The sequence below is a fragment of the Streptomyces sp. NPDC001889 genome, from assembly GCF_053594535.1.
In genome coordinates, this window is the sequence record NZ_JBSFER010000023.1 from 61,229 (window position 1) to 77,144 (window position 15,916).

The 15,916-nt window shown below is 74.3% G+C and carries 11 protein-coding genes; 2 read left to right on the top strand and 9 right to left on the bottom strand.

Annotated features, from left to right (window positions below):
• Positions 1–18: 18 nt before the first annotated feature.
• The 3 genes from ACWCRA_RS25920 to ACWCRA_RS25930 form a co-directional block, all read right to left on the bottom strand.
• Entirely contained in the window at positions 19–819 is an 801-nt protein-coding gene (locus ACWCRA_RS25920) for an alpha/beta fold hydrolase (RefSeq protein WP_351543407.1), read from the bottom strand.
• Between the two features lie 48 nt (positions 820–867).
• Positions 868–1,731 carry a siderophore-interacting protein gene (locus tag ACWCRA_RS25925; RefSeq protein ID WP_351543410.1) on the bottom strand — a complete coding sequence of 288 codons (864 nt, stop codon included), beginning with the start codon at positions 1,729–1,731 and terminating at the stop codon, positions 868–870.
• 417 nt (positions 1,732–2,148) lie between these two features.
• A complete protein-coding gene (locus ACWCRA_RS25930) occupies positions 2,149–2,985 on the bottom strand; it encodes a sulfurtransferase (RefSeq protein WP_451068728.1) in 837 nt (278 codons plus the stop codon).
• Between the two features lie 278 nt (positions 2,986–3,263).
• Between ACWCRA_RS25930 and ACWCRA_RS25935 the strand changes: the two genes are divergently transcribed.
• The gene (locus ACWCRA_RS25935; protein WP_351543413.1) at positions 3,264–4,034 is read left to right on the top strand and encodes a VOC family protein; all 771 of its coding nucleotides are present in this window, start codon (positions 3,264–3,266) and stop codon (positions 4,032–4,034) included.
• Between the two features lie 129 nt (positions 4,035–4,163).
• Here the strand turns inward: ACWCRA_RS25935 and ACWCRA_RS25940 are convergent, their stop codons facing one another.
• From ACWCRA_RS25940 to ACWCRA_RS25960, 5 genes are all read right to left on the bottom strand, one after another.
• Complete coding sequence (locus tag ACWCRA_RS25940) at positions 4,164–8,075, bottom strand: FG-GAP-like repeat-containing protein (protein WP_451068729.1); 3,912 nt, start codon at positions 8,073–8,075, stop codon at positions 4,164–4,166.
• A gap of 171 nt (positions 8,076–8,246) precedes the next feature.
• Complete coding sequence (locus tag ACWCRA_RS25945) at positions 8,247–8,897, bottom strand: thymidine kinase (RefSeq protein WP_351543418.1); 651 nt, start codon at positions 8,895–8,897, stop codon at positions 8,247–8,249.
• A gap of 136 nt (positions 8,898–9,033) precedes the next feature.
• Complete coding sequence (locus ACWCRA_RS25950; protein ID WP_351543420.1) at positions 9,034–10,236, bottom strand: alkaline phosphatase family protein; 1,203 nt, start codon at positions 10,234–10,236, stop codon at positions 9,034–9,036.
• Positions 10,236–10,829, bottom strand: coding sequence for a DUF5998 family protein (locus tag ACWCRA_RS25955; protein WP_351543423.1), 594 nt, complete (start codon positions 10,827–10,829; stop codon positions 10,236–10,238). Before ACWCRA_RS25955 ends, ACWCRA_RS25950 begins: the two co-directional genes overlap by 1 nt.
• A 46-nt stretch (positions 10,830–10,875) precedes the next feature.
• Positions 10,876–14,097, bottom strand: coding sequence for a GNAT family N-acetyltransferase (locus tag ACWCRA_RS25960; RefSeq protein WP_451068730.1), 3,222 nt, complete (start codon positions 14,095–14,097; stop codon positions 10,876–10,878).
• 169 nt (positions 14,098–14,266) lie between these two features.
• On the opposite strand from ACWCRA_RS25960, the gene ACWCRA_RS25965 reads away from it, so the two are divergent.
• Positions 14,267–14,548, top strand: a complete 282-nt coding sequence (locus tag ACWCRA_RS25965) for an HPr family phosphocarrier protein (RefSeq protein WP_351543429.1) — start codon at positions 14,267–14,269, stop codon at positions 14,546–14,548.
• A 525-nt stretch (positions 14,549–15,073) separates the two neighbouring features.
• Here the strand turns inward: ACWCRA_RS25965 and ACWCRA_RS25970 are convergent.
• Positions 15,074–15,751 (bottom strand): GntR family transcriptional regulator, encoded by a 678-nt coding sequence (locus ACWCRA_RS25970; RefSeq protein ID WP_351543432.1) that lies wholly within the window; start codon positions 15,749–15,751, stop codon positions 15,074–15,076.
• Between the last annotated feature and the right edge of the window lie 165 nt (positions 15,752–15,916).

A 15,916-nucleotide genomic window follows, 5' to 3' on the forward strand; every position in this document is an offset into this window, starting at 1 on the left:
TGCCCCGTGCGGGCCCGCTCAACCGGCGAGGAAGTCGAGGACGACCCGGTTGACCACCTCGGGTCGCTCCAGATAGCCGAGGTGGCCGGTGTCCGGGATCTCCTCGTACCGCGCGCCGGGGATGGCGTCGGCGACCTCGCGGCTGAGGTGGGCCGGGATCGTGGTGTCGTCGGCGAAACCGATGACCAGGGTCGGCACGGTGATGGCGGCGTAGGCGGCGCGGCGGTCGCCGGGGCCGGAGAGTTCGAGCTGGGCCCGGGTCCCGGGGCCGATCGCCGACCCGGACATCTCGAAGAGTTCCAGCCAGTCCTGGGCGCGCTGCGGGTCGCGCAGGGTGGCCGGGGAGAGGTTGCGCAGCGCGTAGGCCGCCGCGTGGTACGCCGGGGGCAGCACGGTCTTCTCGTCGTGCAGCGCCTTCTCGCCGTCGTTCATCAGCAGCCCAGTGGTGTCCATGCGCGCGTGGGCGGCCATCGCCACCGCGTGGGTGATCAGATCGGGGCGGGCCAGCGCGAGTTCCTGGACCACCCGGGCGCCGAGGGAGGTGCCCACGACCCGGGCGGGGGCGCCGAGGTGGGTGATCAGCGCGGCGGTGTCGGCGACCAGATCGCCGATGGTCATGCCCTCCGCGCACTCGTCCGTCGGCGGTATGCCCCGGTTGTCGAAGGTGGCGACCCGGTAGCCGGCCGCGAGGAGGGCGGGGACCTGGTGCAGACTCCAGACCCGGCCCGGGCTGCCGGTGCCCATCACCAGGACGACGAGGTCACCGCTGCCCCGCACCTCGTACGACAGATTGATCCCGTTCAGCCGTGCCACCGGCATGGTCCGCCTCGCCTTCGCTGTCGTGGTGAAACGCCGTTCGGACGCTGGTCAGTTCGGGGCGAGCGCGTCGGCCCGGTCGGCGACATCGTCGTCGGTCGGCGCGTCGTCCTGGGTGAGCCTGAAGCGCCAGTATCCGCTGAAGGCGATGGAGCGCTTGTCGATTCCCCGCTCCCCGACCAGATGGCGGCGGAGCGTGCGGACCGCCGAGGCCTCCCCGGCCAGCCAGGCGAACACCTCGCCCTCGGGGAACTCGGCGGCCCGGACGGCCTCGGCGAGGAGCCGGGTCCGCCCGGCGTGGGCGCCGTCGCGGTGCAGCCAGTGCAGGGTGACATCGCCGGCGGTACGGAACTCCTGCTCCTCCTCCGGACCGGCGACCTCGACATAGGCGATCGCCCGCTCCCCCGGCTCCAGCGCCTCGATCAGCGCGCCGATGGCGGGGAGGGCGGTCTCGTCGCCCGCGAGGAGGGTCCAGTCGCGGCGGCCGGGGGTGCAGAAGTGGCTGGTCCCGGGGCCGAGCATGCCCACGACATCGCCGGGGGCGGCACCGGCCGCCCAGCCGGAGGCGGGCCCGCCGGGGTGGGTGTCGTCGCCGTGGAGCACGAAGTCGATATCGATCTCCTGGCGCTCCGGGTGGTGCGCGCGGATGCTGTAGGCGCGCATCCAGGGGCGCTCGGGCTCGGGCATCGCGAGGTAGTCCTGGTACCAGTGGCCCACATCGCCGTCGGCGGGCATCGGCGGGATGACCGGGGCGCGGTCGGGGCGCCGGGAGAAGAAGAGCTTCACCTGCTGGTCGGGGCTGACCGAGGTGAACCCGGCGAGATCCTCGCCGCCGAAGGTCACCCGGACCATGTGCGGGGTGATCCGCTCGACGCGGGTGACATGCAGTGCCGAATAGCTCAGCGGTTTGGCCACGGTCCACTCCCCGGGAAGCCCATTGATAATAAGGGAAGGCTAACCTAATTGATCCACCGGGCAGCAGGGTCACTCGGGGGCCCGTGCCGGGGCGCGCGGGGGAAGCGCCGGGCCGGGTGCGCCGGCCCCGCCCGCCCCGCGCACGACCCGGGCCCTTCGCCCGCACGGGCCCGAGCGGACGCCGCGCACGACCCCGGCGGCCCTGGCCCCGGACCGGGCGACCCCGGACCCGTCGGCCCGGACGGCGCGGGAGCAGTTGGCCGGAACCGTGGACCGGGAGGACAGGCGGGCCGGAACCGGGCACGCCACCGGGCCGAGACCGACCTCACCCCGACGGGCCCGAGCGGACGCCGCGCACGGCCCCGGGCAGCCGCGCCCATCCGGCCGCCCCGGGCGCCCTCCCGGGCTCCCGGCGGGTCAGCCGCGTGACGGGCCCGTGGCCACCGGGCGGGCGGGGTCGCGGGACCACTCCGACCAGGAGCCCGCGTACAGCACCGGGGTGAACCCCGCCAGCTCCAGCGCCACGGCCTGCTGGGCCGCCGACACCCCGGAGCCGCAGTAGACCCCGACCTCCCCGCCGCCCCCGGCCCCCAGCGCCGCGAACCGCTCGGCCAGCCGCCGCGCGGGCAGAAAGCGCCCCTCCTCGTCCAGGTTCTCCCCGGTGGGGGCCGAGACCGCGCCCGGGATGTGCCCGGCCACCGCGTCGATCGGCTCCACCTCGCCCCGGTACCGCTCCCCCGCCCGCGCGTCCAGAAGCAGCCCCGAACGGGCCAGCTCCGCCGCGCCGTCGGCGGTGAGCAGCGGCAGCGCACCCGGCTCGGGCCGGAAATCGCCCTCGGCGGGGTCGGGGACGACGGTCTCCAGAGGTCCGGCCCACGCCGCGAGACCGCCGTCCAGGACCCGTACGTCCCGGTGCCCGGTCCACCGGAGCAGCCACCAGGCGCGGGCCGCCGCCCACCCCTGGGAGTCGTCGTAGACGACCACGGACGAGTCGCGGGAGACACCGGCGCGGCGCATCACAGCGCCGAACGCCTCCGGGTCGGGGAGCGGATGACGGCCGCCGTCCCCGGGCGGACCCGCCAATTCCGCGTCCAGGTCGACGAAGACGGCCCCCGGGATGTGTCCGGAGTCGTACGCGGGCCTGCCGTGCGGCCCGCCGAGCCGGTAGCGGACGTCGAGGAGGACCGGTGGGCGGGACGCGGTCAGCTCCTCGGCGAGCCGGGCCCCGGAGATGATCGGTTCAATGGCGTTCATAAAGGCATCCTCGCGCACCACCGGCCGGCCCGGCGGACCGGCATCGAACCGGCGCCGGACAGCCCACCGACCGGGGTACACCCCGGCGCCGAACCGGAATCGCCCCACCGAATTGGGCATCGTCCAGCGGGAACCCGCCAATTACGGCGCGGCCGGGGCGCGTGGAACGCCGGGCGCATGGAAGCATTCACACGGGGCGCGCACGGCCTCTCCACCCGACGGCACGCGCGCCCCGTCCCCCCGCACGGCCACCACGATGGTCCGAGGAGAGAGTGACGATGACCGAGGCGACTCGGCACCCGCCCGGCACACCCTGCTGGGTGAGCTTGATGGTGCACGGCCTTGACGTGACCCAGTCGTTCTACGGCGAGCTGTTCGGCTGGGAGTTCCACCCCGGGCCCCAGCAGCTCGGCCCCTATGTGCGCGCCCTGCTCGACGGCGAGGAGGTCGCCGGGCTCGGGCAGTTGCCGGCCGGCCGGAAGCTGCCCATCGCCTGGACCCCCTATCTGGCGACGGAGAGCGCGGACACCACCGCTGAGACCATCCGCTGCTGCGGCGGCACCGTGGGCGTGGGCCCGCTGGACGCGGCCGACGCGGGCCGGATGGCGATGGTGTCCGACCCGGCGGGCGGGGTGTTCGGGCTCTGGCAGCCCCGCGCCCACGCGGGCACCGCCGTCCACGGCGTCCCCGGCGCACCCGCGCGCTACGAACTGATCACGGCCGGCACCTCCGCCGTGGCCAAGTTCTACGAGACGGTCTTCGGCTACGACGGCGAGGAGGCCGACCCCTCGGGCCCCGACGTGGTGACGCTCCGGCTGGAGGGCCGCCCGGTGGCCACCCTGCGCGGGGTCGGCCGGGGGCCCGCGCACGAACCGGGGACCGCCTGGCTGACGTACTTCCAGGTCGACGACGCCGACCGGGCCGCGCACCGGGTGTCGGAGCTGGGCGGGAAGGTGCGGACCCCGCCCGGGGACGGGCCGTTCGGGCGGACCGCGACGGTGGCGGACCCGGAGGGCGCGGTCTTCGCCCTCCTCCAGCCCCGCCTCTGAGGCCCCCGGGGAGAGACGGAAGCGAAGGTCCACAGGAGTCGATCCTGTGGACCTTCGCGGTTCCTCAGCCCGGGGTGACCGGGCCGGAGCCCGAGTCCCAGGTGACCGGGCCGGAGCCCGTGCCCGGGGTCAGATACGGACCTGGTTCGCGGGGGCTCCGGCGCCGGAGGCGATGGTGCCGAGGCTCGCCCAGCCCCCGGTGAGTTCACCCCCGTTGTTCAGCCGGACGCGCACCGAACCGTCCGCCGCCACCACCAGATAGTCGGCCCGGCCGTCTCCGTTGACCTCGGCGAAGAGGACCTGGGAGCCGGGGGCGCCGGCGCTCGGGGCGTAGGCGCCCTGCGGCGTCCAGCCCCCGTTGCCGTTGCCGCCCTTGTTGAGCCAGGCCCGCACCGAGCCGTCGGCGGCCACGGCCAGATAGTCGGCCCGGCCGTCGGCGTTGACGTCCGACAGCCGCACCTGGTCGCCGGCCGCGCCCGTACCGGAGGCGAAGGCGGTGCCGGTGCCCCAGCCCCCGTTGCCGTCCCCTCCGTTGTTCAGCCAGACGCGCACCGAACCGTCGGCCGCCACCACCAGATAGTCGGCCCGGCCGTCGGCGTTGGTGTCGGCGAACCGCACCTGGTCGGCGGGCGCGCCCGTACCGGAGGCGTAGATGCCCAGCGGGGTCCAGCCGCCGTGGCCGTCGCCGCCGTTGTGGAGCCAGGCGCGGGTGACGCCGGTGGGTTCGACCACCAGATAGTCGGCGCGGCCGTCCGCGTTCAGGTCGGCGAACCGCACCTGGTCGCCGGGTGCGCCGACACCACCGGTGATCTGGCCCGCCGGGGTCCAGCCACCGGTCCCGTTGTTCAGCCACGCGCGCACCGAGCCATCGGCGGCCACCACCAGGTAGTCGTCCCGGCGGTCGGCGTCGACATCGGCGAACCGGACCTGGGAGCCGGTGACACCGGTGGCGGGCGCCACGGTTCCGGCCGGGGTCCAGCCGCCGCCCACGCCCGTGCCGTCGCCCCCGTTGTTGAGCCAGGCGCGGATCGCGCCGGTCGGTTCCACGACCAGGTAGTCGGCGCGGCGGTCGGCGTCGAGGTCGGCGAAGCGCACCGATGAGCCGGGGGCGTTCGCCCCGGAGGCGATCTGTCCGGTGGCGGTCCAGCCCGTGAGGCCGGTGCCGCCCTTGTTGATCCAGGCCCGCACCGCGCCGTTCGTGTCGACCGCCAGATAGTCGGCGTACCCGTCGGCGTTGGCGTCGGCGAACCGCACCTGGTCGGCGGGCACTCCCACACCGGAGGCGATCTGACCGGCCTCCGTCCAGCCGGTGGTGCCGGTGCCGCCGTTGTTGAGCCACGCCTGGACCGCGCCCCGGGTGTCGACCGTGACGTAGTCGGCGTACCCGTCGGCGTTGAGGTCGGCGAACCGCACCTGGTCGGCGGAGGCCCCCGTACCGGAGGCGACCTGACCCGCCGCGGTCCAGCCGGCGATGCCGGTGCCGCCCTTGTTCAGCCAGGCCCGCACCGCCCCATTGGCGTCGACGACCAGATAGTCGGCGTATCCGTCGCCGTTCAGATCGGCGAACCGCACCGAAGCTCCGGGGGCGCCCACGCCGGAGGCGACCTGACCCGCCGCGGTCCAGCCGCCGCGCCCGTCGCCGCCCTTGTTCAGCCAGGCGCGCACGGCGCCGCTCGCCTCGACCACCAGATAGTCGGCGCGGCGGTCGGCGTTCAGGTCGACCTGGTAGTCGCCCAGACCCGTGCGGGGCACGGCGGGCCGCACATCGACCTGCTCGCTGATCCAGCCGTCGCGCGCGACCCGGGAGACGCCGCCGAAGAAGGCGTCCGCCATCTTCACGTAACCGGCGTCGTTCGGGTGGAGCCGGTCCCGCAGATCGGCCGTGGTGACGGCGGACATGTCGACATGCTCCACCTTGTGCCCCACGGCCCGCCGCTCCGCGACGATCCCCGGGATCTGGGCGTTGTACGCGGTGACCCGGGCCTGCACGGCCGGGGAGGTGGACGGCACCAGGGACGCCACGAGGACCGTGGTGGCCGGAGAGGCGGCGACGATCTGGTCGATCAACCCGGCGAGCCGGGCCGGCGCGGTCGCGACCTGGTGGTTGCGGTCCATGTCGTTGGTGCCGATGTGCAGCAGGACGACATTGGGCCGGGCGGCGGCCAGCCAGCCGTCGATGTTGGCGGAGAGACCGTCGATCAGCCAGCCGGAGTGGCCCTCGTGGTCGGTGTCGGGGAGCTGGCCGTGCCGCTGCGAGCCGACGAAGTCCAGCGCGGTGGTCCGGCCGGTGAGCCGGGGCCAGAGCGCGGCGCGGTAGCTGGAACGGGTCGAGCTGCCCGCGCCCTCGGTGATCGAGTCGCCGAGCGGCATGACGGTGAGCCTCGGCACCGACCAGTCGTCGCCCTGCTCCGCTCGGGTGCCGCCGTAGCCGGGGGTGTCACCGTGGTACGTGTACTCGTTGAGCGCGTCGACGGCGCTCATCGGATTCCCGGTCTGGTAGCGGTCGATCGCGAGGAAGTTGGGCTTCTTCCGGGCCGCGGTGGAGCAGAACCGCTGGGCGCGGTTGAGCGCCTTCTGGTTGTCCCCGCCGGAGGTGATGTCCCCGGCGGCGTCCCGGAAGTGGTTCATGACGAACAGCCGCCGGAACTTTCCCTCCTCCTTGGCGAGCGGGACATCGCCCCAGCGGGAGTAGCAGCTCCAGTCCGAGTTGCCGATTCCGGCGCCCATGGACCAGTAGTTCTCCGCGGTCCAGTCGGACTGGTTCATGAACCCGAGCGACTCCTTGTCGTCCTTGGAGGAGAACAGGACGAGCCGCTTGTTCTCGGCGACCATCCGGGAGACCTTGGGCCAGCCCTGCGACCGCACATTCCACAGGGCGCTGTTCGGCTCGAACACCAGGCCGTTGAGGACTCCGGCGGCGCCCAGGTCGTCCCCGACCTCGGCCGCCAGCTCACCCGGCTCCGTGTAGTCCTCGACGAAGACCGTGACGATCTCGTTCCGGTACTCCTCGGCTCTGAGGAAGTTGGCGATGTCGACGACGACATCGGACATCGGCTGCGAGGTCGGCAGACACGCGCCGTGGCACATCCGGACCCTGCCGTTGAACTGGTAGGCGTCGAGCATCAGCCCCCGCACCCCGTTGCGCAGCTGGGTGGCGATGGAGTTGGGCTGGGCCGGGAAGGGCGCGGCGCCGTTGGCGTCGTCCTGGTTGTAGAAGGCGTTGTGCGTGGTGAGATGGGTCCGCTGGTCGAAGGTCGGATCGGCGGGCATGGCGCCGCGCGCGGGGTCGACCGGGGTGATGTACCAGAGCGTGTGGCGGTACGAGTCCCAGGCGTCCCGCGCCCCTTGCAGGCCGGGCTGGTGCGGCTTGGCGAAGGCGACGTCCTCGGCGACGGTGGGCTTCGCCGGCACCGTGGTGTCGAAGGTGACCTCACCGCCCTCGTGGGCGCTGCGCAGGATCTCCGCGCCGCCGGGCACGAGGATGCGGTACCGCTCCCCCGCCACGCGCTGGATCTGCCAGTCGGTCGCGGTCGCGGCGCAGTCGCGGAAGGCGAGCCGGGCCGCGCCCTCGGCGTTGGAGTCCCGGGCCGCGCAGCGGTCGTCCCGGGTGGGATTCCTGATCTTGTGGGTACCGGCGCCGGACGCCTCGAAGTACCACTGCTGGTTGTCCTCGTCCCCCTTGGGACGGCTGGTGCGGAGGAGGAGTTCGCTGCCCGATATCTGGTAGCCGCCGCCCACGCTCTGGATGGTGAAACGGCCCTCGGTGGGCGGTCCGGCGGGGGCGGGGGCGGGGACTGCGGGTGCCGGTGCGGCGGCGGGCCGCGCGGCGGCGCTCCCGGTGCCCGCCGTCAGGGTCCCGGCGGTCAGCGCTCCGGTGGTCAGCAGCAGGGCCAGCAGGCGCAGCGCGCCCCGGGCCCCGGGCCGACGGGAAGAGGAGGCCGGGGCGGGGGTGCGGGAAGAGGAGGCCGGGGCGGGGGTGCGGGAAACCGGTTCGCGGGACAGGGACTTCCGTCTTCGCGGCGTCCCCGGGAGATGTCTCATCAAGGCCCTCTGGTCGAGCGGGTCGAGCGGAACATCCCCACCTCTAGCCCAGTTCGATCACGCCGTCCATCGCTCCCCGCGGACTTGTCCGGACCTGCGGAGAAAGGTGACGCAAAGATCAGCCGCCCGGCGGCGGAGGGGCGGACGCCTCCCGGCCGGGGCCGGGCCGGCTCAGGCCGGGGTGACCGGCAGGACATCGGGCGACAGCGCGCCCGCCCGTACCGCCGCGCTGGTCATCCGCCGCCGGTGATGGCGCCGGCAGAGCACCTCGTAACCGATCTCCTCCACCGGGCGGTTCACATCGCCCACGACGACCTGCTCGCCCTCCACCACCATCTCCCCGCCCACCGTGCGGGCGTTGTGGGTGGCGCGCGCGCCGCACCAGCACATCGCCTCGACCTGGAGGGTCTCTATCCGGTCCGCCAGCTCGATCAGCCGCTGCGAGCCGGGGAACAGCTTGGTGCGGAAGTCGGTGGTGATGCCGAAGGCGAAGACATCCAGGTCCAGGTCGTCCACGACGCGGCCGAGCTGGTCGATCTGGGCCGGGGCGAGGAACTGGGCCTCGTCCACGATCACATAGTCGACCCTGCCGCCCCTGGACATCTGGTCCACCAGATAGCCGTACAGATCCATGCCCGGGGCGGCTTCCACGGCCTCCGTGACCAGGCCGAGCCGGGAGGAGAGCTTCCCCTCCCCCGCCCGGTCGTCCCGGGTGAAGATCACGCCCTGGAGGCCCCGGGCCGACCGGTTGTGACCGATCTGGAGTGCCAGAGTGCTCTTCCCGCAGTCCATCGTTCCGGAGAAGAAAACCAGCTCGGGCATGGGAGGTCGGGGCCTTTCGGTTCGGGGGCGCCGTGAGGGCGGAGGCGTCGTTGTGTCGGGGCGTCGTCGGGTCGGGGCATCGTTGTATCGGGGCGTTGTCAGATCAAGGGGCGCGACGGTGCGAGCGCGACGGGCGCTACGAGCGCACTTCGAGCAGCGGCACCAGCTGCTCCACCGGGGTCATCGAGCCGTGCATGCCGACGATCGCCGACTCGTGCGGCTCGGCGACGGAGGCGGTGATCGCCACATCCGCGCAGGCGGCGGCGACCACATCGCCGATCCGGCCGAGCACCCGCTCGTCGACCGACGGCCCGAACCAGCCGGCCTCGACGGCCTCGGCACGGCTCGCGACCCAGAATCTGTCGCCCAGCACCTCGCGCCAGACGGTGAGCACATCGGCCTCGGCGCCCGGGACCGCGTACACATGGCGCGCCCGGCCCTCGCCGCCGAGGAGGGCGACCCCGGCGCCCAGCTCCCAGTCCTCGTCGAAGTCGATGCGCGACTCCTCGTCGAAGGGGATATCGATCATTCCGTGGTCGGCGGTGACATAGAGCGCGGCGCGCGGCGGCAGCTGCTCGGCGAGGCGCTGCGCCAGCCGGTCGACGTACATCAGCTGGCCGCGCCAGGCGTCGGAGTCGATGCCGAAGCGGTGGCCCTTGCCGTCGACCTCGCTGTAGTACGTGTAGACCAGGGAGCGGTCACCGGCGGCGAGCTGGGCGGCGGCGAGGTCCATCCGGTCCTCGCCGGAGAGCCGGCCGTGGAAGGTGCCTCCGCTGAGGGCGACCTTGGTGAGCGGGGTCTGTTCGAAGACCGGGGACGAGACCTGCGCGGTGTGCACCCCGGCCTCGTGGGCGCGCCGGAAGACGGTCGGATACGGCTGCCAGGCGCCCGGGTCGGTGTACGGCTTCCACCGGAGCTGGTTCATCAGCTCACCGGTGGCGGGGTTGCGCGCGCTGTAGCCGGCCAGTCCGTGGGCGCCCGGGGGGAGCCCGGTGCCGACGGAGGCGAGCGAGGTGGCGGTGGTGGAGGGGAAGCCGGCGGTGATCGGGGTCCCGGTGCCGCCGCGCGAGGTGGGCAGCAGCGAGGTGAGGAAGGGCGCCTCGTCCGGATGGCTGCGGATCTGCTCCCAGCCGAGGCCGTCGATCAGGAAGACGCAGTTGCGGTCGGCCGGGCCCAGCTCCGGTATGAGCGGGCTGAACCCCGGTACGCCCTGTCCGGCCGCGAGGGTCGGCAGCAGATCGGCGAGCGATCCGGCGCCGTACGCGGGGACGGGGGCGCCGGCGAGCGCGAGCGGTTCGGGGTCGTCGGGCCAGAGGGCGGCCGTCGCGGGCTGGACCATCAGCGGGCGATACCGGTGGCCGCGGTCGCCTCGGAGATCGCCTGGGCGAAGACGAGGGTCTGACGGACCGTGTCCGGGCCGTCGCCGGCCTCGCTGACGCGGAGGCTGAGGTCGTCGGCGGTGGAGTTGCCCGTGTAGCCGTGGTCGGCCTCGCAGTTGGGGTCGCCGCAGGCGGCGGGCTCCAGGTCGAGCCGGGAGACGGCGCCCCAGCCGATGGTGAGGACGACCTCGCGGGGCAGCGTACCGGGGGTGTACGACTCCGGGTTGGCCACGACCCGGCTGACGACCACGGACGAGATCCGGTCGAGCTTCACGGACTCGGTGGAGGTGGTCGCGTACGGCGTGGGCGAGCTGGAGTCGGCCGTCTGCTCGTCGGTGTGGCTGACGATGAAACGGTTGGCGGTGAGAACGAGCACGGTGACGTGGCGGCGCACTTCATTGGCGTCGAACGTGGTCTCCTGGTGGACCAGGTACGACGCGATCTGCTCCCCGCCGACAGCGGCCTCCACCGCCTCTGCCACGAGAGCCGGGTAGTAGCCGCTGCGCTCGATCGCCGCGCGCAGCCCCTGGGTCGTCGTACCGGTCTTCGCCATGCGGTCCATCCTACGGGGCCGGAGCGGCACCGAGCGCTCAGTCCGCTCAGTAGCTGGGCAGACGGCGCGGCCCCAGGTCAGTGAAGGTCGCGGAGGGCGCGAGCCGGACCGACGCACCGAGGACGGAGAGGCCGTGCTGCGCCACGACGACGGGTTCAAGACTGATTCCCACCACCTCCGGATGGTCGTCGACCAGCCGTGATACCCGCAGCAGCAGCTCTTCGAGCGCCGGGGTGTCGACGGGGGCGGAGCCCCGCCAGCCGAAGAGGAGGGGTGCCGTCCGGATGGATCGGATGAGTTCGGCGACATCCCGGTCGGTGGCGGGCACCAGCCGGTGGGAGGTGTCGCCGAGCAGCTCGGAGGCGGCTCCGGCCAGCCCGAAGGAGAGAACGGCGCCGACGGCCGGGTCGATGACGGCCCGGACGACGGTGTCGACGCCCCGGGGGGCCATGGACTGGACGACGGGGCGCAGCTCCTCGGGCTTGCCGAGGGCATGGGTCAGCTCGTGGTAGGCCCGGCGGAGCCGGTCCTCGTCGGCGAGGTCGAGCCGTACGCCGCCGAGGTCGGGGCGGTGGCGCAGATGCGGCGCGGTGGTCTTGAGGGCGACCGGGTAGCCGAGCACCCGCGCGGCCCGGGCCGCGTCGTCGGGGCCGGGGGCGGGGAGGGCGGGGAGCAGATCGATGCCGTACCGCGCGAGCAGCTCGTGGGCGTCGGTGGGCGGGAGGGTGCCGGTGCCGCCCGTGTGGAGCAGCCGTTCGATCTGGCGTGCGGCGCCGCTCTCGTCGATGTCGTCGTAGGCGGGCACGGTCCCGGGCTCGGCGGCGCCGCGCCGCCACTGGGCGTACGCCACCGCCTGCGACAGCGCCCGGACGGCCCGCTCGGCGGCGGGGTACGCGGGGATGCGGGCGCTGCCGGGGGCGCGGGGGGCCGTGCCCATGGCTGTGTCCGCGGCTGTGCCGGGGCCGTGGCCGGCGGCTGTGCCGGGGCCGGGGCCCTGGCCGGAGCCGGTGGCCGGGCCGGAGCCGGTGCTCGGGCCAGCGCTCGCGGCCGGGCCTCCGGACGCGTCGGCGGGCGGGTCGGCGGGCGCGGCCGGGCCGGCGGGCGCGGCCGGGCCGGCCGCCGGCGCGGAGTCCGGGGTCGCCGGGGCCGTCCGGTCCCGGAGCGGGTCCGCCGGGGCGGGAAGGCCGGGGTCCGGGGCGGGAAGGCCGGAGTCCGAAACCGGATGGCCAAGGCCCGGAGCCGGAAGGCCGGAGTCCGGAGCCGGAAGGCCGGGGTCCGGGGCCGGAGGGCCGGGGTCCGAAACCGGATGGCCAAGCCCCGGAGCCGGAAGGCCGGGGTCCGAAGCCTGAAGGCCAAGGCCCGGAGCCGGAAGGCCGGAGTCCGGGGCGGGCCTCGCCGGGGGGCGGACCGCGGCGAGGGCGGCCGAGAGGCCGCCCAGCTCGACATGGACCACCGCCACGGGCTTCGCCGGGGCCGAGGCCGCCGCCTCGCGCAGGGCGGCGGCCAGCACCTCGCCGTCGCCCGACTCCGGCTCGCCGTTCTCTCCGACCCAGGGGATCGCCGTCACCACCACGGCGTCGCACCCCTCGTCCGCCAGCGCCCGGGTGAGCGCGGCCCGGAAGTCGGCCGGCGTCGCCTCCGTGGTCAGATCGAGCGGCGGCATCGGCCGCAGCCCCTCCGCGAGGCAGGCGTCGTACGTCAGCAGCCCGAGCGACTCGGAGTTGCCGAGGATCGCCACCCGGGGGCCCGCGGGCAGCGGCTGGCCCGCGAGCAGCAGGCCCGCGTCGATCAGCTCGGTGACCGTGTCGACCCGGATCACCCCCGCCTGGCGCAGCAGCGCGCCGACGGCCGCGTCCGGAATCCTGGTCACCACCACCGCGTGCCCGGGCGGCTCGCTGCCGCTGTGCCGGGCGCCCTTGACCACCACGACCGGCTTGACGGCCGCCGTCCGCCGCGCGAGCCGGGTGAACTTGCGCGGGTTGCCGATCGACTCCAGGTAGAGCAGGACGACATCGGTGTCCGGGTCCTCGTACCAGTACTGGAGGAAGTCGTTGCCGGAGACGTCCGCCCGGTTCCCGGACGAGATGAAGGTGGACAGCCCCGCCCCGCGGCGGTGCAGCCCCGACAGCAGCGCGATACCGATCGCCCCGGACTGGGTGAAGAGCCCGATCCGTCCCCGCTCCGGCGCCTGCGGCGAGAGCGAGGCGTTGAGCCGTACGGACTCGGCCGTGCTGATGATCCCGAACGAGTTCGGGCCGATGATCCGCATCCCGTACGAGCGGGCCTGGCGGACCAGGTCCCGCTGGCGCGCCCGGCCCTCGACCCCGCTCTCCGCGTAGCCGGCGGAGAGCACCACGAGCCCGCGCACCCCGTGTTCGCCGCAGTCGGCGACCACCTCGGGCACCCGCTCCGCCGGAACCGCGACGACCGCGAGGTCCACGGGTTCCCCCGCGTCGGCCACGGCGTCGGCGACGGACCGGAAGGCGGGCACTCCGTCCACCTCCCGCGTGGTGGCGGGGAAGGCGCGGTTCACGGCGCGGACCCGGCCGGTGTATCCGGCGGCGAGCAGATTGCGCAGCACGGTCCGGCCCAGGCCGCCCGGCTCCCGGCCGGTCCCGATCACCGCGACCGACGCGGGGGCGAGCAGCCGCTGCACGGAGCGGGCCTCGGCCCGCTGCTCCCGGGCGCGCTGCACGGCGAGGGACTTCGCGGTGGGTTCGAGATCGAGGGTGAGATGGACGGAGCCGTCCTCGAAGCTGCGCTTCTGGGTGAATCCGGCGTCCCGGAACACCTTGATCATCTTGGTGTTCGCAGGGAGCACCTCGGCCGCGAACCGCCGGATGCCGCGCTCGCGGGCGACCGCGGCGATGTGTTCGAGGAGGGCGGAGGCCACCCCCCGCCCCTGATGGGCGTCCTGGACGAGAAAGGCGACCTCGGCCCGGTCGGCGGGGGCGCTCGCCGGACGCCCCCGCGCGTCGATCCGGTCGTAGCGGACGGTCGCGATGAACTCGCCGCCCACCGTGACCGCGAGCCCCACCCGGTCCACGTAGTCGTGATGGGTGAACCGGTGGACGTCCTTGGCGGAGAGCTGGGGGTAGGGCGCGAAGAAGCGGTAGTACTTGGACTCGTCCGAGACCTGCTCGTAGAAGCTGACCAGCCGCTCGGCGTCCTCGGTGGTGATGGGGCGGATGCGCGCGGTGCCCCCGTCGCGCAGCACCACGTCCGCTTCCCAGTGATCGGGGTAGGTCTGCTCCGGCCGCGTGTGCATGCCGAAAGCGTACGGCGCGCTCCCGCCGGGCGGGGGTTCACGGGGGCGGGGAGGGCCGTCGGGACCGGGTGCCGGGGCCGGGTGGCCCGCCGTTCCGGGACCTGCGGCAGTCGATCTTCATACCATGGCACACTGGTCTAGACAACCGATTTCATTGAAGGGCAACACCATGGCTGAGCGCCGCGTCCATGTCGGCTGGGCCGAGGGCCTTCACGCCCGACCCGCCTCCATCTTCGTCCGGGCCGCATCGGCTTCCGGCGTCCCGGTCACGATCGCCAAGGCCGACGGCAACGCGGTCAACGCCGCCTCCATGCTCGCGGTGCTGGGCCTGGGCGCCCAGGGCGGCGAGGAGATCGTGCTCGCGTCCGACGCGGAGGGCGCGGAAGCCGCCCTGGACCGGCTGGCCAAGCTGGTGGCCGAGGGGCTGGAAGAGCTTCCGGAGACGGTCTGACCCGATAGCGCGGGCAGTGTGGCCGGGGAACCCCCGACGGGGACTCCCCGGCCATCGCCGTTCCCGGCCCCGCGCCTTGCCGGACGCGCGGCCCACGACCGTCTCGGCCGACGCGGCCGGCTTCCGAGCCGTACACCCGGACGAACACCGGGCGCCGAACACCGGGCACCGAACACCGGACACCGGGCCCCGGGACCGCATGTCCGGATGACCACCCGGCAGGAGTCCGGCCCGCACGGCACGGAATCCGGGCACACCACCGCACCGTCGCACAGCCGGGCGCCGGGAGGGCACCCCGCCCGCCGAATCCGGGAGCACCGGGCACGGCGTTCCCTGAGCGGCCCGCCGGAGAGCCGTGACGGGCCGTCGCACCCCTCCGCCGGGGTATGTCGTGTGGATCTCGCTGGGCTCGCGCGCCCCGGCACCGCACCTCGCCGCGGTGTCGTCCGTCACCCCTGCCCGCCCCGCAGTGACCCCATCCTCCGCCTCGCGCCGCACGGCACCGGACCCAGCCCCACTCAGTCCCTAGTTCCGGACGCGCGCCGTCGTCACGGATCGGTGCGCCGGGCGAGCCGGTTCCGCGCTCCGCAGCCGGTGCGCCCCGGCGGTGCGCTCGGCGTGCAGCGCGGTGAGCGCCCGCGCCCGCTCCGCGTCCCCGCGCGCCACCGCGTCCACGATCGCCCCGTACTCGGCCCAGGACGCCGCGGGCTCGGCCGGCGGCTGCACCGCGTACATCCAGGCGATCTTGTGCCGGAGCTGGGTGAGCAGCGCGATCAGCCCCGGGCTCCCGGAGGCCCCGGCCAGGGTCTCGTGGAACCAGCCGGCGAGGGCCCGCAGGTCCTGGCTCTGCCCCCGGCGGGCCCGCTCCTGGCCGAGGCGGACCAGGCCGCGCAGCACCTTGAGGTGTGCCTCGGTGCGCCGCCGGGCGGCGCGGGCCGCGCCCAGTGGCTCCAGCAGCGCCCTGACCTCCAGCAGATCGGCGGCCTCCTGCTCGGTGGGCTCGGCGACCTGGGCACCGGCGTGTCTGCGGATGACGACAAAGCCCTCGGACTCCAGGGTGCGCAGGGCCTCGCGCACCGGGATGCGGGAGACTCCGTAGCGGCGGGCGAGCTGCTCCTCCGCGAGCCGGCCGCCGCGCGGGAACACCCCGGAGACGATGTCGTCGCGGAGCGCCGTGCCTACCGAGTGCGCGGGAACGCGCATCACCGAACCTCCGCCTTCATCCGCTCACTCCGCGTGGAACGCAGCCGGTCTGACGTCTGTTCGGCGACTCTATTGCAGCGGCCCCCGTTTTCCGATGGCCTCTCGACGGCCGGGGATTCCTTCCGGCCGCCACCCCGGCCGCCACCCGGCCGCAGCCCCGGACCG